Origin of the sequence: Sphingomonas sp. Ag1 (assembly GCF_000980895.1) — a bacterium.
GTDB lineage: Bacteria > Pseudomonadota > Alphaproteobacteria > Sphingomonadales > Sphingomonadaceae > Sphingomonas > Sphingomonas panaciterrae.
This window is the reverse complement of sequence record NZ_LAZX01000094.1, coordinates 1,243,346-1,263,316: the sequence shown is the minus strand read 5'-3', so window position 1 is coordinate 1,263,316 and position 19,971 is coordinate 1,243,346. Positions and strand designations below refer to the sequence as shown.

Annotated in this window: 20 protein-coding genes; 7 read left to right on the top strand and 13 right to left on the bottom strand. The window is 68.2% G+C overall.

What is annotated here, in order from left to right; genetic code table 11:
• Positions 1-10: 10 nt before the first annotated feature.
• From XM50_RS18915 to XM50_RS18895, 5 genes are all read right to left on the bottom strand, one after another.
• Positions 11-1,195 (bottom strand): molybdopterin molybdotransferase MoeA, encoded by a 1,185-nt coding sequence (locus tag XM50_RS18915; protein WP_046411621.1) that lies wholly within the window; start codon positions 1,193-1,195, stop codon positions 11-13.
• 66 nt (positions 1,196-1,261) lie between these two features.
• Entirely contained in the window at positions 1,262-1,729 is a 468-nt protein-coding gene (gene moaC, locus XM50_RS18910) for a cyclic pyranopterin monophosphate synthase MoaC (protein WP_046411619.1), read from the bottom strand.
• On the bottom strand, positions 1,726-2,529 hold the full coding sequence (gene trpC / locus XM50_RS18905) for an indole-3-glycerol phosphate synthase TrpC (RefSeq protein WP_046412028.1): 804 nt from the start codon (positions 2,527-2,529) through the stop codon (positions 1,726-1,728). Before trpC ends, moaC begins: the two co-directional genes overlap by 4 nt.
• Positions 2,530-2,549: 20 nt before the next feature.
• Entirely contained in the window at positions 2,550-3,539 is a 990-nt protein-coding gene (gene trpD / locus XM50_RS18900) for an anthranilate phosphoribosyltransferase (protein WP_046411617.1), read from the bottom strand.
• Complete coding sequence (locus tag XM50_RS18895) at positions 3,536-4,114, bottom strand: anthranilate synthase component II (protein WP_046411615.1); 579 nt, start codon at positions 4,112-4,114, stop codon at positions 3,536-3,538. Before XM50_RS18895 ends, trpD begins: the two co-directional genes overlap by 4 nt.
• A 142-nt stretch (positions 4,115-4,256) precedes the next feature.
• Here XM50_RS18895 and XM50_RS18890 point away from each other — a divergent pair, with 142 nt between their 5' ends.
• Positions 4,257-4,772, top strand: a complete 516-nt coding sequence (locus XM50_RS18890) for a hypothetical protein (protein ID WP_046411614.1) — start codon at positions 4,257-4,259, stop codon at positions 4,770-4,772.
• 53 nt (positions 4,773-4,825) lie between these two features.
• Here the strand turns inward: XM50_RS18890 and XM50_RS18885 are convergent, their stop codons facing one another.
• Genes XM50_RS18885 through XM50_RS18870 form a run of 4 tightly spaced genes read right to left on the bottom strand, consistent with a single transcriptional unit; the run spans position 4,826 to position 9,734 of the window.
• Positions 4,826-5,923: an alpha/beta fold hydrolase gene (locus XM50_RS18885; protein WP_046411612.1), complete on the bottom strand. Its 1,098-nt coding sequence runs from the start codon at positions 5,921-5,923 to the stop codon at positions 4,826-4,828.
• A gap of 55 nt (positions 5,924-5,978) precedes the next feature.
• Positions 5,979-6,293 carry a YciI-like protein gene (locus XM50_RS18880; RefSeq protein WP_046411611.1) on the bottom strand — a complete coding sequence of 105 codons (315 nt, stop codon included), beginning with the start codon at positions 6,291-6,293 and terminating at the stop codon, positions 5,979-5,981.
• Positions 6,290-7,798, bottom strand: a complete 1,509-nt coding sequence (trpE, locus tag XM50_RS18875) for an anthranilate synthase component I (protein WP_046411609.1) — start codon at positions 7,796-7,798, stop codon at positions 6,290-6,292. The genes XM50_RS18880 and trpE overlap by 4 nt, the downstream gene beginning before the upstream one ends.
• Positions 7,791-9,734, bottom strand: a complete 1,944-nt coding sequence (locus tag XM50_RS18870) for a SurA N-terminal domain-containing protein (RefSeq protein ID WP_046411608.1) — start codon at positions 9,732-9,734, stop codon at positions 7,791-7,793. Before XM50_RS18870 ends, trpE begins: the two co-directional genes overlap by 8 nt.
• A gap of 78 nt (positions 9,735-9,812) precedes the next feature.
• Between XM50_RS18870 and tpiA the strand changes: the two genes are divergently transcribed.
• Positions 9,813-10,547, top strand: a complete 735-nt coding sequence (gene tpiA, locus XM50_RS18865; protein ID WP_046411606.1) for a triose-phosphate isomerase — start codon at positions 9,813-9,815, stop codon at positions 10,545-10,547.
• Positions 10,548-10,598: 51 nt separating this feature from the next.
• On the opposite strand, the gene XM50_RS18860 is transcribed toward tpiA, so the two are convergent.
• Entirely contained in the window at positions 10,599-11,984 is a 1,386-nt protein-coding gene (locus tag XM50_RS18860; protein WP_046411605.1) for a leucyl aminopeptidase family protein, read from the bottom strand.
• A 77-nt stretch (positions 11,985-12,061) separates the two neighbouring features.
• On the opposite strand from XM50_RS18860, the gene trxB reads away from it, so the two are divergent.
• Complete coding sequence (trxB, locus tag XM50_RS18855) at positions 12,062-13,030, top strand: thioredoxin-disulfide reductase (protein ID WP_046412027.1); 969 nt, start codon at positions 12,062-12,064, stop codon at positions 13,028-13,030.
• 127 nt (positions 13,031-13,157) lie between these two features.
• Positions 13,158-14,672, top strand: coding sequence for a S10 family peptidase (locus XM50_RS18850; protein ID WP_046411603.1), 1,515 nt, complete (start codon positions 13,158-13,160; stop codon positions 14,670-14,672).
• Here the strand turns inward: XM50_RS18850 and XM50_RS18845 are convergent.
• Genes XM50_RS18845 through XM50_RS18835 form a run of 3 tightly spaced genes read right to left on the bottom strand, consistent with a single transcriptional unit; the run spans position 14,659 to position 16,395 of the window.
• Complete coding sequence (locus XM50_RS18845; protein WP_046411602.1) at positions 14,659-15,453, bottom strand: hydrolase 1, exosortase A system-associated; 795 nt, start codon at positions 15,451-15,453, stop codon at positions 14,659-14,661. The genes XM50_RS18850 and XM50_RS18845 overlap by 14 nt on opposite strands.
• Positions 15,450-16,118 (bottom strand): hypothetical protein, encoded by a 669-nt coding sequence (locus XM50_RS18840; protein WP_046411600.1) that lies wholly within the window; start codon positions 16,116-16,118, stop codon positions 15,450-15,452. The genes XM50_RS18845 and XM50_RS18840 overlap by 4 nt, the downstream gene beginning before the upstream one ends.
• A gap of 4 nt (positions 16,119-16,122) precedes the next feature.
• Positions 16,123-16,395, bottom strand: coding sequence for an acyl carrier protein (locus XM50_RS18835; RefSeq protein ID WP_046411598.1), 273 nt, complete (start codon positions 16,393-16,395; stop codon positions 16,123-16,125).
• A gap of 80 nt (positions 16,396-16,475) precedes the next feature.
• Here XM50_RS18835 and XM50_RS18830 point away from each other — a divergent pair, with 80 nt between their 5' ends.
• The 3 genes from XM50_RS18830 (at position 16,476) to XM50_RS18820 (ending at position 19,964) form a co-directional block, all read left to right on the top strand.
• The gene (locus tag XM50_RS18830) at positions 16,476-17,999 is read left to right on the top strand and encodes an AMP-binding protein (protein WP_046411597.1); all 1,524 of its coding nucleotides are present in this window, start codon (positions 16,476-16,478) and stop codon (positions 17,997-17,999) included.
• Positions 17,996-19,216, top strand: coding sequence for a pyridoxal-dependent decarboxylase, exosortase A system-associated (locus XM50_RS18825; RefSeq protein WP_046411595.1), 1,221 nt, complete (start codon positions 17,996-17,998; stop codon positions 19,214-19,216). Before XM50_RS18830 ends, XM50_RS18825 begins: the two co-directional genes overlap by 4 nt.
• A 100-nt stretch (positions 19,217-19,316) precedes the next feature.
• Positions 19,317-19,964, top strand: coding sequence for an XrtA/PEP-CTERM system exopolysaccharide export protein (locus XM50_RS18820; RefSeq protein WP_046411593.1), 648 nt, complete (start codon positions 19,317-19,319; stop codon positions 19,962-19,964).
• Positions 19,965-19,971: the final 7 nt, after the last annotated feature.

The following is a 19,971-nucleotide window of genomic DNA, read 5'->3' as shown; positions in this document are numbered from 1 at the left end:
AACCGACGCGTCAAGCAATCACGAGGATTTCTGCCGAGTCGCCCATCGCCGCAGCAGGAGCATGTGGTTGACGAACGACGAGGCAGCCTGCCCGTGCCAACGTTCGTAGCATGGAACTGTCCTGGATCGTAGCAACATAGGCCCGTCCATCGCGCAACTCTGCGCGTAGATAATCAGTGCGCGGGCCATTGGCCGGCAACGCTTCGCCAAGGATGCCGGTGGTCGTTTGCGGCAGGGGCTGCGCCGCCCCGGCAAGCGCCGCCACCATCGGCTTCACGAACAGCAAGCCGGTGACAAAGGCGGAGACGGGGTTTCCCGGTAGCCCCAGCACGGCCATGTCGCCGCGCCACCCCGCCATCAGCGGCTTGCCGGGGCGAAGCGCGATGCGCCAGAAATCGATCGCGGCGCCCGCCGCCTGCAGCGCAGGACGAACCAGGTCGTGATCCCCAACCGAGGCGCCACCGGTGGTGACGAGGACGTCGGCCGCCACATGGCGGAACGTGTCGGTCAGCGGTTCCAACCGGTCAGGGAGGATGCCGAGGTCGATGATCTCCACCGGAAGATCCGCGAGCAGCGCCCGTAGCAGCAGGCGGTTCGATTCCGGTAGTCGGCCGGGCTCGACGGCCCGTCCGGGTTCGACCAGTTCATCGCCCGTCGCGGCGATCGCCACGCGAACCCGGCGCCGGACGGTGACGTCGCCCAGCCCCCCGGTGGCCGCCACCGCCAGGCGCGCCGGCGTCAGCCGTTCGCCGGCCGCGACCAGCGTATCGCCGTTCGCAAAATCGAGCCCGCGTCGCCGGATGTTGGCGCCCTCGCGTGCCGGTCCTTCGCCATCGAGCCATAAGGTATCGCCGTCGTGACGGGCCTCTTCCTGCACCATCACCGTGTCGGCGCCCTCGGGCACGGCGGCGCCAGTGAAGATCCGGGTCGCCTGGCCCGCCTTCACGGCACCTGCAAATGGCCGTCCGGCGGCGCTCTCGCCGATCACTCGCATCGGGCCCGGCAGGTCACTGAACCGCACGGCATAGCCGTCCATCGCCGACAGGTCGCGCTCGGGCTGGGTACGGCACGCGATCAACGGGACCGCCACCCAGCGTCCGATCGCGTCCGCCAGCGGCAGCGTTTCGGTCGACAGCGCGGGCGCCGCAGCCAACAGGCGCGCCTGCGCCTCTGCGACAGGAAGCAATTCGCTCATGATCCGGCGAGTGACAGATTCATGCTGTCGGCAACACCCATAATAATCGCGGCGCGGCCCTGAGGGTCAGGCGACGAAATCGCCCGACTTGCCGCCGGTTTTCTTCAGCAGGCGGATGTTGTCGATTGTCATCCGCTTATCGAGCGCCTTGGCCATGTCATAGACGGTCAGCAGCGCCGCGGAGACGGCGGTCAGCGCCTCCATCTCCACGCCGGTGCGGCCGCTGGTGGCAACGATGGCCTGCGCGCTGACACCGTCGTCCTCGATCGACAGGTCCAGCGTCACCTTCGACAGCGGCAATGGATGGCATAGCGGGATGAGGTCACTGGTGCGCTTTGCCGCCATGATCCCGGCGATCCGCGCGACCGCCAGGACATCGCCCTTTGCCACTGCGCCGGCGGCAATCGCGTCGCGTGCCTCGGCCGACATCGTGATCCTGCCCCCCGCCACCGCCTCGCGCGCGGTTTCGGTCTTGCCGCCGACGTCCACCATCCGGGCGGCGCCCTGCTCGTCGAGATGGGTCAGGCGGCTCATTGCACCAGCGCGCGCGTGGCCGCCGCCACATCGGCCTGCCGCATCAGGGATTCGCCGATCAGGAAGCAGCGCACGCCGTGCTCGGCCATCGCATCCAGGTCGGCCCGCGTGTTGAGGCCGCTTTCGGCGACAAAGGTGCAATCGCTGGGCGCGCTGCCGACCAGCTCGTACGTTCGTTCGAAACTGACGGAGAAGTCGCGCAGGTTGCGGTTGTTCACGCCGATCAGTCGCGATTGCAGCTTCAGGGCGCGTTCCAGTTCCTCCGCGTCATGCACCTCGACCAGAACGTCCATGCCCCGTTCGATCGCGGCCGCCTCGATCTCGGCAGCGGCGGCATCGTCGAGCGCGGACATGATGACCAGGATCGCGTCGGCGCCGATCGCCCGCGCTTCGGCCACCTGCCACGGGTCGACCATGAAGTCCTTGCGGATCACCGGCAGGTCGCACGCATTGCGCGCGGCGATCAGATAATCCTCGTGCCCCTGGAAATAGTCCTGGTCGGTCAGCACCGACAGGCACGTCGCGCCGCCTTCGGCATAGGCGCGTGCATGCGCCGGGGGATCGAAGTCGGGTCGGATCAGGCCCTTGGAGGGGCTGGCCTTCTTGATCTCGGCAATCAGGCCGTAGCGCGGCAGCGCATTGCCAGCAGCGCCGCTCGCCACCCGGTCCAGCGCCGCCTTGAAGCCACGCGGCGGCGTCCGGTTGCGCGCCTCACGATCAAGCGCCGAGATCGACCGATCACGTCGACGCGTCGCCACTTCGTCCTGCTTGGTTGCCAGGATCCGGTCGAGAATCGTCATGCTGCTCCCCGTCGCGCCGCTCATGCCCAGGCGATCCAGCGGTCGAGCAGGTCGTTGGCCGCCCCGCTGTCCAGCGCCTCGGCCGCGCGGGCGGCGCCATTCGTCAGCGTCTCGCCGGTCAGCGCCAGCGCCACGGCAGCGTTGATCAGCACGGCATCGCGATAGGCCCCGTGCTCCCCTTTCAGCAGGCGGCGCAGGGCATAGCCGTTATGCGCCGGGTCACCGCCGCGGATCGCCTCGATCGGGTGGCGGCGCACCCCGGCATCCTCAGGCACGATCCGCTTGCCCAGCAACACGTCACCGATCGCGACCGCCACCGTCGGTCCGGCACCGGACACTTCGTCCAGCCCTTCCTCGCCCGACACGACGATTGCCGCTTCGGTCCCCAGTTGCTCCAGCGCCTCGGCATACACCGGCGCATAGTCCGGCCGCGCGATCCCGATCAGCTGGCGCGTGACATGCGCCGGATTGGCCAGCGGCCCCATCAGGTTGAAGATCGTGCGCTTGCCGATGCGACGGCGGATCGGCGTGATCCGCTTCATTGCCGGGTGGTGATTGGCCGCAAACAGGAAGCAGATGCCCAGTCCGTTCAGCGTCTCCTCCGCCAGCATCCCGGCACGCTCCATGTCGAGGCCGAGTGCTTCCAGCGTGTCGGCGGCGCCGGCCTTGGACGATGCGGCGCGGTTGCCGTGCTTGGCCACCGGCACCCCGCACGCCGCCACGACCAGGCTGACCGCCGTCGAGACGTTCAGCGTATGGTGCCCGTCACCGCCGGTGCCGCAGACGTCGATCGCACCGGCAGGCGCGCTGATCGGGATCAGCCGCTCGCGCAGCGCACGTGCCGCCTCGGCGATCTCGATCGATGTCTCGCCGCGATCGGACAGGTCGATGAGGAACCGCGCAATCGCGTCCTCGCTGGCGCGTCCGTCGAGAATGTCGGCGAACGCCTGCGCCGCGCTCTCACGCGACAAGGGCGACCGCGGGTCCGGCAGCAGGGCGATCGTTGTCATGCTGCCACCTTCGCGCCCGTCAGCGCCACGAAATTGGCCAGCAGGTCATGGCCATGTTCGGTCGCGATGCTTTCGGGGTGAAACTGGACGCCGTGGATCGGCAGCTCCCGGTGGCGCAGCCCCATCACCGATCCGTCCGCCGCATGCGCATTGGGGATCAGCACGTCGGGCACGTCCTCCACGACCAGCGAGTGATAGCGCGTTGCGGTGAATGGGGACGGAAGGCCGGCAAAAACGCCGGTGGAGTCATGGTCGATCGCGCTTGTCTTGCCGTGCATCAATCCCCCACGGACGACCCGCCCGCCGAAATGTTGCCCGATCGCCTGATGGCCAAGGCACACGCCCATCAACGGGCGGCGGCTCTCGGCACAGGCCGCGACCAGGCCCAGGCTGATCCCCGCCTCATTGGGCGTGCAGGGGCCCGGCGACAGCAGAAAACCGGTGGCATTCGACGCCAGCGCTTCGGCCGCGGTCAGCGCGTCATTGCGTTCCACCCGCACCTCGGCCCCCAATTCCATCAGATAATGGACGAGGTTCCAGGTGAAGCTGTCGTAATTGTCGATGACGAGGATCATGTTGGCCCCGACATAGCGTAACCCGCCGTCGCCGCAACGGCTGTTGCGGGCGCCGCCGGATCGCGTAATCACCGCCGCGACGTTCAGCGGGGAGAAAGCTGCTGGCGTGATCGTTGATGGACCATCTAGGAGGTCGCCTCGCATGTTCCGCCCCGTGTATCTCGTTCCGCTAGCGGCGCTGTCGCTGCTGCCACTGCCGGCGCTCGCCCAAGCCCAGGCCCAGGCGCAGCCCCAAGCTCAGGCGCAGGAAGGCGCATCCTCGCAGGCGGAAACGGGTCAGCCGCCGCAGCGCATCCGCCAGGTGACGCTGACCGGGAATGAGGCGTGCCCGACTGCCGCGGCGGACGAGATCGTGGTGTGCAGCCGGCTCGATCCCAACGACCAGTTCCGTGTGCCCAAGCCGCTGCGCCGTCCGCCCGAGGTGCCGGCGCAGAACCAGAGCTGGGTCAATCGCGCCGCCACCGTCGATCGTGTCGGCCGTGTCGCCGGCGGGCTCCCGAACACCTGCTCGCCGATCGGTGCCGGCGGCCAGACCGGCTGCGGGATCCAGGCCGGCCAGGCGTGGGCGGCGGAAAAGCGCCAGCAACAGCGCGAAGTGGAACAGGCGACGCCCGAATCGCGCACCGACATCGACATCGAGGACGATCCGCGCGACTGACACGCATCCCCATCATCGCGGCCGATCGTCAGCCGCGATGATGCGCCTGTGGTCTAGTTCGTCGCCATCAGGCGCGACAGGTCGGCCTTCCAGAATTTGGCCCAGGTATGCGTGCCGTGGCCCTTGGTCTCGGGCGTGGCGGCAATCAGGCGAAACGTGGCGCGCGGCATCCTCTTCGCCGCGGCGTCGGTGATGCCGTAACCCGCCGGGTTGATGAAATCGTCGGCGGAGTTGATCCACAGCACCGGCACGGTGATCTTCTCCAGCCCCGCCGACGGATCATAGGTCCGCGACGCGTCGAGCTGGTAGATATAGTCATTGGCGTCGCGATTGGCGCTGTTGCGCGTGAACGCCTGATCGAGGAACGCCTCGGCAGCCTCGCGCGTGGGATATTGCTGTTGCAGCGCCAGCGGGTTGGAACCGGCGATGATCGACAGGCTGGCCGCCGTCCGCAGGCCCTGGGCTGGCTGCGCGGCATAATTGCCGCCATTCCATGCCGGATCCGCCTTGATCGCGTCGATCGACAGCTTGCGCCACATGCGGTTCAGCCCGGCGATCGGCACCGGCAAACAGGCGAACGGTGCCAGCCGCTCCGCAAAGCCCGGATAGGTCTGCCCCCAGACAAAGGCGTGCATGCACCCCATCGACGTGCCCAGGATCACCTTCACCCGGGTGACGCCCAGCCTCCCCAGCATCGCCTTTTGCGCCGCGACCATGTCGCCATAATCATATTTCGGGAACGCCATCCGCATCCCGTCCGACGGCTTGGACGATCCGCCATGACCGATATTGTCGGGCAGGATGACATAGGTCGTCTTGAGGTCGAACGGCTGGCCGGGGCCGTAAAGCTCGTCGGCGAATTGCGGCGAGAGGAACTGCTTGCCCGTGCCGCCGGTGCCATGAAGGACCATCACCGCATTGTTGATCCCGCCGTCAGGGCCGCGCCGCGGCGTGCCGAGCGTCGTGTAGTGGATCTTCAGGTCCATCGTCTCGCCCGTGCCGAAGCGAAAGCCCGGCAGCGTCACATCGCCTTCCCTGGTGGGCCAGTTCGTCGGCGCGGGCGCAGGGTTCGCCGGCGTGGCGACTGGCTGGGTGGTCTGGGCAGCGGCGGGCGCGGCGGCGGCGATCAGCAGCAGGGGAAGGAGGCGCATGCCCCGTGCGTATCGGGCGGATCGCCGGTTGAGAAGCCCGCAGATTACGGCCGGCTCAGCGCAGCGGTATCGCGGCACCCGACCCGACGACGGTGTGCCAGCGGCTGACCTGCCAGCACACCACCAATCCCTCGCGCACATAAGGATCGGCATTGGCAAAGGCCTCGGCCGCCGCGCGGTCGGTGAACAGCAGCAGCGCGGACTCGATCGGCTCTCCCACCGCGCCGCCCAGCAGCAAGGCGCCGCGATCCGCCGCTTCCCATGCAAGCGCCAGATGAGCGTCGCGCAACGTACCGCGCCGTTCCAGATAGTTCGCCGCCAGTTCGTATCGCAGCAGGAAATGGCCGTCGGTGGCTGCGCCGTCGCTCACTGGCCGAAACCGCCAGCACTCGCCTGCGCGATCGCCTCGCGCGCGGCGGCCAGCAACGCCCCCGACTTTGCCTCACACTCGCGCTGCTCATAAGCCGGGTCGCTGTCCGCCACGATGCCCGCGCCCGCCTGGACGTGCATGGTGCCGTCCTTCACCACTGCGGTGCGCAGGACGATGCACGAGTCCATCGATCCGTCGGGCGAGAAATAACCAACGCCCCCGGCATAGGCCCCGCGCTTCTCGCTCTCCAGTTCGGCGATGATCTGGCAGGCGCGCACCTTGGGCGCGCCGCTGACCGTTCCCGCGGGGAAGCCGGCGAACAGCGCGTCGATCGCGTCACGCTTGGGGTCGAGCGCACCGACCACGTTCGACACGATGTGCATGACGTGGCTGTAGAATTCGACCGTGTAGCTGTCGGTGACCGTGACCGACCCGGCTTGTGACACGCGGCCAACGTCGTTGCGCCCGAGGTCGAGCAGCATCAGATGCTCCGCGCGTTCCTTCGGGTCGGCAAGGAGGCTGGCGCGGTTCGCCTCGTCCTCGGTCGCGGTCTTGCCGCGCGGCCGGGTGCCGGCGATCGGCCGGATCGTTACCTCGCCATCGCGCACCCGCACCAGGATCTCCGGGCTCGACCCCGTCAGCGCAAAGCCGGGCAGGTCGAGATGGTAGAGGAACGGCGACGGGTTGATCCGCCGCAACGCGCGGTACAATTCGAACGGCGGCAGCGTAAACGGCGCGGTGAACCGCTGCGCCAGGACGACCTGAAAGATGTCGCCAGCGACGATATAGTCCTTCGCCGCGCGCACCATCTCGGCATAGCGCCCCTCCGGCAGCACCGGGGACAGCGCCACGTCGCTGGCCTCGGCGCGAACGCGCGGGGGCAGGGCAGTGGCCTCCAGCCGCGCCTCGATCGCGTCCAGCCGCTCGGCCGCCGCGGCGATCACGCTTTCGGGCGATCGCTGGTCGTCGGGCCAGACAGGCGCCACCAGGAACAGGGCGTCCGCCAGCCGGTCAAAAACAAGGATCACGGTCGGGCGGACGAACATCATGTCCGGCAGGCCAAGCGCATCGGTCTTCGGCGCGGGCAGGCTCTCAACCAGCCCGATCGTCTCATAACCGAAATAGCCGACCAGGCACGCGAGCGCCGGCGGCAGTTCCGCTGGAACGTCCATCCGGCACGAGGCGACCAGCGCGCGCAGCGCGGCCAGCGTCGGGGTGTCGCATGGCGTGAACGCCGATCGATCGGTCAGCCACTGGCGGTTGATCGCGGCGTCGTTTCCCTCGGCGCGGAAGACGAGGTCAGGCGCAAGCCCCAACATGCTGTACCGACCGCGAATCGCGCCACCCTCGACCGATTCGAGGAGGTAATCGCCGCGCCCCGGCTCGATCAGCTTCAGGGCCGCGGCGACCGGCGTCTCGGTGTCCGCGATGCGGCGGCGCCACAGCAGCGCCGGCCGCCCGTTCGTCAGCGCAGCCGTGGCTGCGTCATGCCCGTGATTACGGATTGGAGCCCCCCTCGCCAGAAAGGCTTGCCTTCACCCGCGCCAGCGCCTCGGCGTTCTGCGACACCTTCATCGCCCGCTTCACCGCCTCGGTGAACTGCTGGGCATATTCCGGGCCCATCGCACGGCCAAGGTCCTGACGCGTGGCAGCGATCACCTGCGGCGCCTTGGCGGCGTCACCCGGCGAGATCTTGTCGACCTTGACGATCAGCCAGCCGCTGCGATCGGGCGCTTCCAGCATCTTGGCGGTGCCGCCCTTCATGCTGAACAGCAGGGCCAGTACCGGGTTCGGCCCACGCGGATCGGCGTTGATCTGTGAGCGGGCGGCGACCACGCTGTCGGTCTTCGCGCCCTTGGCACCAGCCTCGGCCAGTGCCTTGTCGAACGCCACACCCTTGTTGATCGCGGCCAGTGCCTTGCTCGCGGCGGTGCGCGCGGCGCGGCGGGCGCGATCCTCCTGCAAGTCCTTGGTCACCTGGTCGCGGACCTGCGCGATCGGGCGCGGCGCGGCGCGAACGATCCGGTCGAGCGCGACGAGGGCGAAGCTGCCGTCAGGCCCGGTCTGCACCACCTGCGGATCGTCGCCCTCTTCGGACTGGAAGGCGGCGGACAGGATCGGCATCAGCGCCGCGTCAGGCTGCGCGGCCGGAGCCTCCGGGTTGGCGCCGGTTGCGGTCAGCGCCGGCGTGGTCGCGGCACTCAGCTTCTGCTCGGCCACCAGCTCGGAGAAGTTGGCATTGTCAGCGATCGCATTTTCCAGCGAGTCGCGCATCGCCGTCAGAGCGTCGGCGGTCTTCTTCTTGGTCAATTCCTCGACCAGCGTCGGGCGCGCCTCGGCCAGCGTCTTGCCGGGGACCTGCGCGACCTTCTCGATCTTGCCGACGACGAAGCCGATCGAACCGCGGACGGGGCCGATCACGCCATTGGCCGGCGCGGCGAAGGCGGCATCGGCCACCGCGCCAGAGGTCGCGCCGGTCAGCGCCTGCTTGTCCTGCGCCTCGAGGCGGCGTGCCTCCAGCCCGGCGGCGCGCGCCGCATCCGCGACAGGGGTGCCGCCGCGGATCTTGGTCGCCAGGGCATTGGCGGCATTCTGGTCAAGCACGGTGACCAGCGACACGGTGCGCGTCTCGCGCGCTGCCCAGCGGGCCTTGTCGCCATTGTAGGCTGCGGCGATCTCGGCATCGGTGGGCGTGCCGCGGGCCTTCACGAACTCGGGCGTCACCATGGCGTAGCGAACGATGCGACGCTCGGGCAGCGAGTAGCGCGCGATGTTGCGCTTGTACCAATCCTGCAGTTCCGGGTCGGTCGGCGCGGCACCGCCCGGCATCGCGGCGGCCGGGATCAGCGCGACCTGACCGGCACGACGCTCCAGCAGCAGCGAGGCATAGGGCAGCGCCAGCGATTCCGGCACCTGCGTCGCGCCCATCTGCGGCCGCAACAGGAACTGCACCATCGTCTCGCGCGCAATGTCTTCCTGCACCTGCGCATCGGTCAGCCGGTTGCGGGCGAGCACCTGCTCATACACCGCCTGGTCGAACTTGCCCGTCGGGCCCTGCAGCCCGGGGATGTTGCGCAATTCGCTGCCGACCAGCGCCTTGCTGACGACCATGCCCTGGTCGCGGCCGAACGCTTGCAGCGCCAGGCCGTTCAGCATCCGGTCGAGGATCGCCTCGACGCCGCCCTCGGCGACCAGCTGGCTCATCTCGAGCCCCGGGTTGCGCTGCTGCGCGCCGCGCAGTTCGTCCTGCACGCGCCGGGTCAGTTCGGTCTCGTTGACGCTCTGGCCGCCCACCTTGGCGACGGTCGCGCCAGACGCGCCGCCGGTCTGGAGGCCGGTGATGTCACCCAGCGCAAACGCGATCGCGATAAGGCCAAGGACACCCATGGTGACGATCACGCCGACGCGCGAATTGATGATACGACGAAAGAACCCGAGCATGCAGTGCCAATCCGTTGAACGACGCTCGCTTTAGGGTGCCGCCTTCGTTACCGCAACGGCACAACCAAGTGGGGAGAGATCATGCGGCGCAAGTTGGTAGCCGGAAACTGGAAGATGAACGGCAGCCTCGCGGCATTGGCCGAGCTCGATGCGATCAATGACGCGGCGGACGGCGGTGTCGATGTGGCGATCGCGGTCCCGGCGACCCTGATCCATCCGGCCGCTGGCCGCGCGCGTTTTCCGATCGGTGCCGAGGACGTGCACGGCGCCGACAGCGGCGCGCATACCGGCTGCGTCTCCGCTCCGATGGTGAAGGAGGCGGGCGCGTCCTTCTCGATCGTCGGCCATTCCGAACGGCGGCAGGGCCAGCATGAAAGCGACGCCGACGTGAAGGCCAAGGCGGAGGCGCTGCACCGCCACGGCCTCACCGCCATCCTGTGCGTCGGCGAAACGCTGGAGCAGCGTGAGGCGGGCAAGGCGGAAGCAGTCGTCACGGCGCAGTTGCGTGCCTCACTGCCGGATGGCGCGTCGGGTGACTGGCTGTCGATCGCTTATGAGCCGATCTGGGCGATCGGCACGGGCAAGGTTGCGACGGTCGCCGATGTGGAGGCGATGCACGCCGCCATTCGCGCGGCGCTGGCAGAGGCGCTGGGTGTGGATCAGGCGGACAGCATCCGCCTGCTCTACGGCGGCTCGGTGACGGCGGAAAACGCCGCCGGCCTTCTCCATGCGGCCAATGTGGATGGCGCGCTGGTCGGCGGCGCCAGCCTGACCGCGGCCAAGTTCGTCCCGATCATCAAAGCAGCCGGCTGATCCGCGCCACGGCGTCGCGCCCGTGCGCGACGCCGGACGCTGGCAGAAGCGTCAGCCGTAGCGCTTGCGCAGCACACCCCAGGCGGCGGCCAGCCCCAGCGCCGCGCCGCCCTTGGGCCTGCCCGGCCGGGGGGCAGGGCGCCACGCGAATGTATCGACATGCGCCCAGGCGATATCCTTGGGCACGAAGCGCCGCAGGAACAGCGCCGCCGTCACCGCACCGGCAAAGCCGCCATCGGGCGCATTGACCATGTCTGCGACGTCCGACTTCAGCATGTCGTCATAGCCATCCCACAGCGGCAACCGCCACAAAGGGTCATGCGCGGCGGTGCCTGCGGCAAGGAAGTCGGCCGCCAGCTCCTCGTCATTGGCGAACAACGGTGGCAGGTCCGGCCCCAGCGCAACCCGCGCCGCACCGGTCAGCGTCGCAAAGTCCACGATCAACTCCGGCCGATCCTCCACCGCGCGGGTCAGTGCGTCGGCCAGGATCAGTCGCCCCTCGGCATCGGTGTTGGTATTCTCCACCATCAGCCCCGCCCGACTGCGCAGCACATCGCCGGGACGAAAGGCATTGCCGGCAATCGCATTCTCCACCGCCGGCACCAGCAGGTGCAGCCGCACCTTCAGCTTCGCGCCCATGACCAGCCCGGCAAGCGCGATCATGTGCGCCGCGCCGCCCATGTCCTTCTTCATCAGCCGCATCCCGCCCGACGTCTTGACGTCGAGCCCGCCCGAATCGAAGCAGACGCCCTTGCCGACCAGCGCGATGCGGGGGTGGGCAGGATCGCCCCATTCCAGCTCGATCAGCCGCGGCGCACGTTCCTTGCTCGCTGCCTGGCCGACGACGTGGATCATCGGATATTCCACCGCCAGCGCATCGCCGCGCGTCACTCGCGTCGTCGCACCATGCGCCTTCGCCAGCAGCTCGACCTGCGCCTCCAGATCCGCCGGCCCCAGGTCCGATGCGCCGGTGTCGACCAGATCGCGGACCAGCGCGGTCGCCTCCGCCAGCCGGACGATCTCCTCGATCCGCCCCGGCTCGCCGGTCAGCAGCACGCGCGGCCCCTGCGCGTCGGGCGCGCTACGATAGCGGGTGAAGCGATGCTGCGCGAGGCACCAGCCCAGCATCGCCGCGCCCGGCTCGCCCTCCGCCAGCCGGTACGTGCCTTCGGGCAGGCCATCACCCAGCGACGCGATCCGCCACGGCGATGTCACATCCTCGTTGCACACCAGCAGCATCGCCCAGTCGTCGGGCGCATCGCCGGGAAGGATCGCGCGATTGCCCGGCTTTCCCACCACCTTGTTGGCCGCCACCGCGGTGCGCGTGCGCGCCGGCTGGGCGATGAGCCATTCCTTGAACCGGTCGGGGTGGACGACATGGATGGTGCGGGCAGGCTGGCCCCGGTCGGGGGCGAGAAGGCTGGAAAAGTCGGTCATCGGGCCAGCAAAGCAGGACTTCACCGTCGGCGCAACGCGCGGTTCCCTTGGGTCGCGCCGCATCCTACATCGCGGGCATGACCACTCACTCGACTCGCATGCTCATCCTCGGCTCGGGCCCCGCTGGCCTTTCTGCCGCCATCTATGGTGCCCGCGCGGGCATGAAGCCGATCCTGGTGCAGGGCATCCAGCCCGGCGGCCAGCTGATGACCACCACCGACGTGGAAAATTACCCCGGCTTTGCCGAGGTGATCCAGGGCCCGTGGCTGATGGAGCAGATGCAGAAGCAGGCGGAGCATGTCGGCACCACGCTGGTGTGGGACACGGTCGTCTCGGTCGATCTGTCGCGCCGCCCGTTCCGCCTTACCGGCGACAGCGGCGATATCTATGAGGGCGACGTGCTCGTCATCGCCACCGGCGCGCAGGCCAAGTGGCTCGGCCTCGCCAGCGAGGATGCGATGAAGGGCAAGGGCGTCTCCGCCTGCGCCACCTGCGATGGCTTCTTCTATCGCGGCAAGAAGGTCGCGGTGATCGGCGGCGGCAACACCGCGGTGGAGGAGGCGCTCTACCTCACCAACCATTCCGATGACGTGACGCTGATCCACCGCCGCGACTCGCTTCGTGCCGAGCGCATCCTGCAGGAGCGGTTGTTCGCCCATCCGAAGGTGAAGGTGCTGTGGAACAAGGAAGTGCGTGAGTTCGTCGACGGCGGCGGCAATGCCGGCCTCGTCGCGCTCGACCTTGTCGATACGGTCACTGGTGAGCACAGCCGCCTCGACGTGGAGGGCGGCTTCGTCGCGATCGGCCACCATCCGGCGACCGAGCTGTTCCGCGGCCACCTCGAACTGGACGAGGATCATTATATCAAGGTCGATACCGGCTCGACGCGCACCAGCGTGCCCGGCGTGTTCGCCTGCGGAGACGTGATGGACAAGACCTATCGCCAGGCGATCACCGCGGCGGGCACCGGCTGCATGGCCGCGCTCGACGCCGAACGCTTCCTCGCCGAGGCGGACTTCGAGAAAATGGCCGAAGCCGCAGAGTAAACCTCCAAAAAACAGCCGTGCCGGGCTTGTCCCGGCATCCACCCTGCCGCAGTCTCGGCGCGCGTTTATCACGCGGAAAAAGAGTGGATGCCGGGATCGGGCCGGCACGGCCTATTTGGGGGATTGCATGAAGTTACGCATCGCGCTGGCGCTTGGCGCCGCGCTCGTTGCCGCGCCGTTGAGCGCGCAGGACAAGCAGAACAGCAAGGCCGAACAGGCCGCCGACGACACCAGCATTCCGCCGCCAGTCGTCTCCGTCACCCGCCATTCCGGCACCTTCGGCGGCACCCGCATCAATTATCGCGCGATCGCCGGTGAAACCTATCTGAAGGACAAGGCGGGCAAGCCGCTCGCCGCGATCACGTCATACAGCTACATCAAGGAGGGCCCGGTCGATCCCAAGCGTCCGGTGACGTTCCTGTGGAACGGCGGCCCGGGTTCCGGCTCCTTGTGGCTCCACATGGGCGCCTTCGGGCCGAAGCGCGTCGTGCTTCCCTCGGACGCCCGCGACGATGGCGCGCCGCCCTATCCCGTCATCGACAATGTCGATTCGCTGCTCGACGTCACCGACATCGTGTTCATCGATCCGGTCGGCACCGGCTTCAGCCGCGCGCTGGGGAAGACCGATCCCAAGGATTATTGGGGCGTGACGAAGGATGCCAAGTCGATGGCGGACTTCATTCGGCTGTGGCTGAACGAACATGGCCGCTGGAACGCGCCCAAGTTCATCGGTGGCGAAAGCTACGGCACCACGCGCTCGGCGGCGGTGATCAACGAGCTGGAGGGCACCTACACCGACGTGGCGGTGAACGGCATCCTGCTGATCTCCTCGATCCTCGATTTCAGCGTCGCGGCGGATTCGCCGGGCAACGAGTTGGGCTATGTGACCAACCTGCCGTCGATGGCGGCGACCGCCTGGTATCATAACAAGGTCGCCAATCGCCCCGCGACGGTCGAGGAATTCATCGCCGAGGCGAAGGCGTTTGCCATCGGCCCTTATGCCGCGGCGCTGCTGAAGGGTAATTCGCTCACCGCGCAGGAGCGCCAGCAGGTTCTGCCGCAGCTGTCGCGCTACACCGGCGTGTCGCAGGATTACCTTGCCCGCGCCGATCTTCGCCTCTCGCCCGGCCGCTTCTACAAGGAACTGCTGCGCGATCGTGGGCAGACGATCGGCCGCCTCGACACGCGCTACGTCGGCAAGGATTATGACGACGCCGGCGAAACGCCCGACAATGATCCCAGCTTCTACGCCATCGACGGCGCCTATACCGCGGCGATGAACGCCTACTCGCGCGAGACGCTGAAATACTCGCCCGACGTGACGTACGTGTCGATCGGTGGCGTGCGTGACTGGGACTGGAAGATCGGCGGCCCGCGTGGCGGGGAGGGCTATCTCAACGTGGCGCCCTACATCGGCAAGGCGCTGCGCGAGAACAGCGGCCTGCGCGTGTTCGTCGGCCAGGGCTATTATGATTTCGCGACGCCCTTCTTCGGCGCGGAATATTCGCTCAACCGCACCGGCATCCCCAATGACGGGCGCATCAGCTGGCATTGGTACAATGCCGGCCACATGATGTACGTTCGGGATGAGGATCTGCGGAAGCTGTCGAACGACATCCGGGCCTTCATCAAGGCGCGCTGAGGACCTGCCGGATCGCCGCTTCCAACGCGGCCGCATCGCCGGAACGGGCGAAGCTGTGCGATCCGGTGTCCACGGTGACGGTGCGCGGGGAAATCCCCGCGCGCCGCGCCGCATCGGCATAGGCGATGGCGGTGCCGTCGCCGCGCGCCAGCACGATCGTCGCATCCGGCCCCCATTGCGCAATCGACGCGATGGTCCGCCCAGTCACGCCATCATCACGCGGCGATGCTGCGATGCTGCGCAACCCGCGCACCAGCTTGGGCAGCGAAAGGCCCCGGCGCAGAATCCGCGCCCATGCCGCAGGATCGCGTAGCTGCGCCGCATAATGCGCGCGAACCGCGGCCGGCGGCGGCAGCGTGTCGCTCGGCTTGACCGCCCAGGGGTTGGCAAGCACCAATGCATCGCACCCGGCCTCGCGGCCCCAACAGGCCAGGCTGGTCGCGCCATCGCAATTGCCGAACCCGATCAGCCGCGTGACCTGCGGCGCCGCCGCACGGAATGTCGCCGCCGCAGCGAGCAGATCGTCGCGCGCGCCGCGAAAGCCGCTGTTGATCCCGCTCGAATCGCCGACGCCCCGCCGATCGTAGCGAAAGACGGGCGTGCCGTCCGCCGCCAGCCGCGCGGCAAGCTCAGCCATGCCGCGATGCGCCCCAGCCCGTATCTCGTTCCCGCCAGTGACGATCAGCAACCCGGTCGCGCCGCCTCCCCCTTCCGGTGGACCATCCAGCGTCCCGACCAGCGTGTGGCCATCGCAAGGAAAGGTCAGCAGCCGGCGGCTCAAGCGGTATCCCCGTTGATCCAGCGCGCCACGTCGTCCGCGATCAGCGCCTGTAGCGCCGGGTCCACGCCCGGCTCGGCCGCACGCCACAGGGCGCTGCCGGGAAGCTTGCGATCAGCGGCTCTGGGGTCGCTTTCCAGCCGCACCACGCGGACGCTGCCCTCGGTCGTCGGCTGTGCCCCGGCCAGCTGCGCCAGCATCGCGTCCGAGATGATATTGCCGCCAGCGTCCTCGCCACCGCCCGCCCGTTGCAGGCGCCGCAGCTCGCGCTCGGCAGCTTCCCCGGTCTGCGGCGCCAGATACCAGCGGCTCGACACTTCCGCGGTCCCGTCGACCAGCGCGCCGGTCCGCCACGCCATGCTGTGCACGGGCCCCGACATGCTGGCGCAGGCAGCGGCAAAGGCATCGCGCCACCTCGCCAGCGTCGCCTCGCCTGTCGGCAGCAGACTTTCGTTGGTGCCCGGCAGGTCGGGCAGGGCGGCGGCGATCCCCCGTGCGGCCAGTCGCCGAAGCACATCGATCAGCGCGGCGCGCGTCCGATTGGCTTCTTCGTAAAAGGGCAGGGCGGCGACCACGACCGGTCCCCGATCCGGTCCGAAGCGGAGCATCGCCTCACGCCCACCGGCCCAGTCATAATGTCTGATGGTCAGGCCGGACGTCCCGGCCATTCGCTCAGACCAGCGCCTTGGCGGACGCGAAGGTGCTCAACGCGCCGAATGTCTCCAGCATCTCGCCATCGACCTCGTCATCGTCGATCACGATGCCCAGCCGATCCTCGATCTCGGTCAGCACGCCGGCGACCGCCATCGAATCGAGCTCCGGCAACGCGCCGAACAGCGGGGTGCTATCGTCGAACCCAGCCACCTGTTCGTTCGACAGACCAAGCACGTCCTTGAGTATCGCGCGCAACGTGGCGTCAACTTCGGGCTTGCCTTCAGGAATCACCTGCGTCCCCTCAATTTTGTTGCACCGCCGTTAAGCCGGGGGGATGAATTCCGCAACTTTCCGGGGCAAGGTCAGCCGATATGGTGCCAATCGACCCCGTTCCGCAGCCGATCGACCATGTTCTCGCGGGTGCAGCAGACGCGCCCGCACTGGTCGATCGTTCGGGCACGCTGAGCTACGCAGAGCTTGAGGATCGCGTGGCGCGGCTCGCCGGCTGGCTGGCGGCACAGGGCTTCGCGCCGGGCGACCGAGTCGCCACCTGGCTGCCCAAAACGCGTGAGGCATGTCTGATGCCGCTCGCCGCGCCCCGCGCCGGTCTGGTGCACGTGCCCATCAACCCGTTGCTCAAGCGGGCGCAGGTGGCGCACATCCTCGCCGACAGCGGTACCCGGCTCCTGCTCACCCAGCCTGCGCGGGCGGCGACTCTCGACGCGGCGGACACGCTCGACATCGCTGTTCACCTGCTGGCCGGAGACGGGCCGCTCATGCCTCCGTCCGCGGCCGATCCGGACTTGCTTGCGGCCATTTTGTACACGTCCGGCTCCACCGGCAGGCCGAAGGGCGTGATGCTCAGCCACGCGAACCTTTGGCTCGGCGCGAACAGCGTGGCGCATTATCTGCGCCTCGCCGCAGACGACGTGGTCCTCGGCGTCCTTCCGCTCAGCTTCGATTATGGCCAGAATCAGCTGTTCTCCACCTGGGCGGCCGGCGCCACCGTCGCACCGCTCGATTATCTCACGCCGCGCGACGTGGTGAAGGGCGTGGAGCGTGTCGGCGCCACCACGCTGGCCGGCGTCCCGCCGCTGTGGGTTCAGTTGCTGGAGGCGGAGTGGCCAACCGAAACGGCGGCCAGGCTGCGACGGCTGACCAATTCCGGCGGCGCGCTGACGCCCCGGCTCGTCCGCAACCTGCGCGCGCGTTTTCCGCGGGCTGATCTGTACCCGATGTATGGCCTGACCGAGGCGTTTCGATCGACCTTCCTCGATCCGTCGCTGGTCGATGCTCATCCGGATGCGATCGGTGCGGCCGTCCCCCATGCCGAGGTGATGATCGTCCGCGCCGACGGCGGCGAGGCCAGTCCGGGAGAGGCGGGGGAGCTCGTCCATGCTGGACCGTTGGTAGCGCAGGGTTATTGGCGCGATCCCGAACGGACCGCGCAACGCTTCCGCGCGGCCCCGAGCTTTTCGCGCTGTGGCGGCGTCGCTGTCTGGTCGGGCGACACCGCGCTGCGCGGGCCGGACGGATTGCTCCGCTTCGTCGGTCGCGACGACGAGATGATCAAGTCGGCGGGCAACCGGATCAGCCCGGGCGAGGTGGAGGAAGCAATCGTGGCCGGCGGCGAGGCTTTGGAGGCGGTGGCGATCGGCGTTCCCGATCCTCGCCTGGGCCAGACGATCATGGTCATCGTGCGGGGTGATCCGGCGAACGAAGCCGCGTTGCGCGACCGACTGCGGCGAGATCTGCCCAATTTCATGCAGCCGGCGCAGTTCGAGTGGCGCGACGATCTGCCGCGCAACGCCAATGGCAAGCTGGACCGTGCGGGGCTGCGCGCGGCGATGCTGTCGCGGCAGGCGCCTGCTGCGCTCGGTGAGGAAAAAGCATGAGCAAGCCGTTCGGGCCGCTACCCCCGGAATTTGCCGCTCAGCGCGGTGAGCTGATGATCGGCGATCGCGCCGCATCGGCATGGGTGGCCGAACACGGATCGCCGCTCTTTGTCTATGATCCAGCGATCGTGGCCGACCGGGTACGCGCTTTTCGCACGGCCTTCCCGGCTGTCGACCTTCATTATGCGATCAAGGCCAATCCGCACCCGGCGCTGCTTCAGGCGGTGGCGCCGCTGGTCGACGGTCTGGACGTCGCGTCGGCCGGCGAACTCGACAAGGCGCTGCGCGTAAAGCCAGCCGGCGCAATCAGCTTTGCCGGTCCGGGCAAGCGCGATGCGGAACTGGAGGCTGCGATCACTGCGGGCGCCACGCTCAACGTGGAATCCGAAGGGGAGGCGGCGCGCGCGCTGGCGATCGGCGGGCGACTTGGAACCGCGCCGCGGCTCGCGGTTCGCGTCAATCCAGACATGGAGCTCAAGGGGTCCGGCATGAAGATGGGCGGGCGCCCATCACCCTTCGGCGTCGATGCGGAACGGGCCGCCGCTCTCGTGCGGGCGATCGTCGCTGGTGGGGGTGCCTGGCGCGGTTTTCACATCTTCGCCGGCAGCCAGGCGCTCGACAGCCAGGCGCTGATCGAGACACAGGCCGCGACGCTCGCACTCGCCGAACGTCTCAGCGACGAGGCGGGGCATATGCCGCCCCTGGTCAATCTCGGCGGCGGTTTCGGTATCCCGCATTTTGCCGGCGACACGCCGATCGATCTGGCAGCGATCGGCGCGGCGCTTGGTGACGCCCTAAGTCGCACCCGGCTCTCATCGACCTTTGCCATCGAACTGGGCCGTTGGCTGGTCGGCGAAAGCGGCGTGTATCTCACCCGAGTCATCGACCGGAAGGAAAGCCGCGGCGAAACCTTCCTGGTGGTTGATGGCGGGCTTCACCACCAGCTCGCCGCCAGCGGCAATTTCGGCACCGTCGTCCGGCGCAACTATCCAGTCGCTGTGACGCACCGCATGGCCGAGGCGGGCGACGAGGAGGTGTCGGTGGTCGGCTGCCTGTGCACCCCGCTCGATCGGCTCGCCGACAAGGTCGCCCTGCCGCGTGCCGATGTCGGCGACACGATTGCGATCTTTATCGCTGGTGCCTATGGCGCGACGGCGAGCCCCGGTCTCTTTCTGGGACACCCCCCGGCGGTAGAGTGTGTCGTCCAGCGCCCCTAAACGCTATCTTCACCTCTTACTTACATAGTTGACCGTGAGCGATGCTGGTCGGGAACCATGTTTTCCGTGCCGGTTGTGTGCGCCCGACGGAGGTTTTTCGATGCGTGTTTCGCGTGGGTTGAGTTTGCTGTCACCGGTCTTGCTGGCCGCCACCATGCTGGCGGGCTGCGCGACGAATGGCGGCGCCCGACCCGAACTGCCGCCGGCCGCCTTTGTCGCCAGCAAGGAGCAACCGGGCGAGGAATATGTCATCGGCCCGCTCGATTCGCTCCAGATCTTCGTGTGGCGCAACCCGGAACTGTCGGCCAAGGTTCAGGTGCGCCCCGACGGCCGCATCACGACGCCACTGGTCAACGACATGCCGGCGGTTGGCAAGACCCCGGCGATGCTCGCCGACGACATGAAGCTGGCGCTCGCCGAATATATCCAGGACCCGATCGTCAGCGTCATCGTCGACAGTTTTTCGGGAACGTATAGCCAGCAGGTCCGCATCGTCGGTGCGACCGAAAAGCCGGCCGCGCTACCCTATCGCGCCAACATGACGCTGCTCGACGCGATGATCGCCGTCGGGGGGCTGAACGAATATGCCGCCGGAAACCGCGCGCGGCTGATCCGCTACGATCGCGCGACCGGCAAGCAGAAGGAATACAAGCTCAGCATCAACCGGCTGCTGAAGAACGGCGATTCGTCCGCCAACGTCAGGCTCGAACCGGGCGATGTGATCATCATCCCCGAGAGCATGTTCTAAAAGGACG

What these genes read in the sequence shown, in the direction of transcription:
- XM50_RS18915 (WP_046411621.1), bottom strand. Translation starts at nt 1,195, where the DNA reads ATGAGCGAATTGCTTCCTGTCGCAGAGGCGCAGGCGCGCCTGTTGGCT.
- moaC (WP_046411619.1), bottom strand. Translation starts at nt 1,729, where the DNA reads ATGAGCCGCCTGACCCATCTCGACGAGCAGGGCGCCGCCCGGATGGTG.
- trpC (WP_046412028.1), bottom strand. Translation starts at nt 2,529, where the DNA reads ATGACGATTCTCGACCGGATCCTGGCAACCAAGCAGGACGAAGTGGCG.
- trpD (WP_046411617.1), bottom strand. Translation starts at nt 3,539, where the DNA reads ATGACAACGATCGCCCTGCTGCCGGACCCGCGGTCGCCCTTGTCGCGT.
- XM50_RS18895 (WP_046411615.1), bottom strand. Translation starts at nt 4,114, where the DNA reads ATGATCCTCGTCATCGACAATTACGACAGCTTCACCTGGAACCTCGTC.
- XM50_RS18890 (WP_046411614.1), top strand. Translation starts at nt 4,257, where the DNA reads ATGTTCCGCCCCGTGTATCTCGTTCCGCTAGCGGCGCTGTCGCTGCTG.
- XM50_RS18885 (WP_046411612.1), bottom strand. Translation starts at nt 5,923, where the DNA reads ATGCGCCTCCTTCCCCTGCTGCTGATCGCCGCCGCCGCGCCCGCCGCT.
- XM50_RS18870 (WP_046411608.1), bottom strand. Translation starts at nt 9,734, where the DNA reads ATGCTCGGGTTCTTTCGTCGTATCATCAATTCGCGCGTCGGCGTGATC.
- XM50_RS18860 (WP_046411605.1), bottom strand. Translation starts at nt 11,984, where the DNA reads ATGACCGACTTTTCCAGCCTTCTCGCCCCCGACCGGGGCCAGCCTGCC.
- trxB (WP_046412027.1), top strand. Translation starts at nt 12,062, where the DNA reads ATGACCACTCACTCGACTCGCATGCTCATCCTCGGCTCGGGCCCCGCT.
- XM50_RS18850 (WP_046411603.1), top strand. Translation starts at nt 13,158, where the DNA reads ATGAAGTTACGCATCGCGCTGGCGCTTGGCGCCGCGCTCGTTGCCGCG.
- XM50_RS18840 (WP_046411600.1), bottom strand. Translation starts at nt 16,118, where the DNA reads ATGGCCGGGACGTCCGGCCTGACCATCAGACATTATGACTGGGCCGGT.
- XM50_RS18830 (WP_046411597.1), top strand. Translation starts at nt 16,476, where the DNA reads ATGGTGCCAATCGACCCCGTTCCGCAGCCGATCGACCATGTTCTCGCG.
- XM50_RS18825 (WP_046411595.1), top strand. Translation starts at nt 17,996, where the DNA reads ATGAGCAAGCCGTTCGGGCCGCTACCCCCGGAATTTGCCGCTCAGCGC.
- XM50_RS18820 (WP_046411593.1), top strand. Translation starts at nt 19,317, where the DNA reads ATGCGTGTTTCGCGTGGGTTGAGTTTGCTGTCACCGGTCTTGCTGGCC.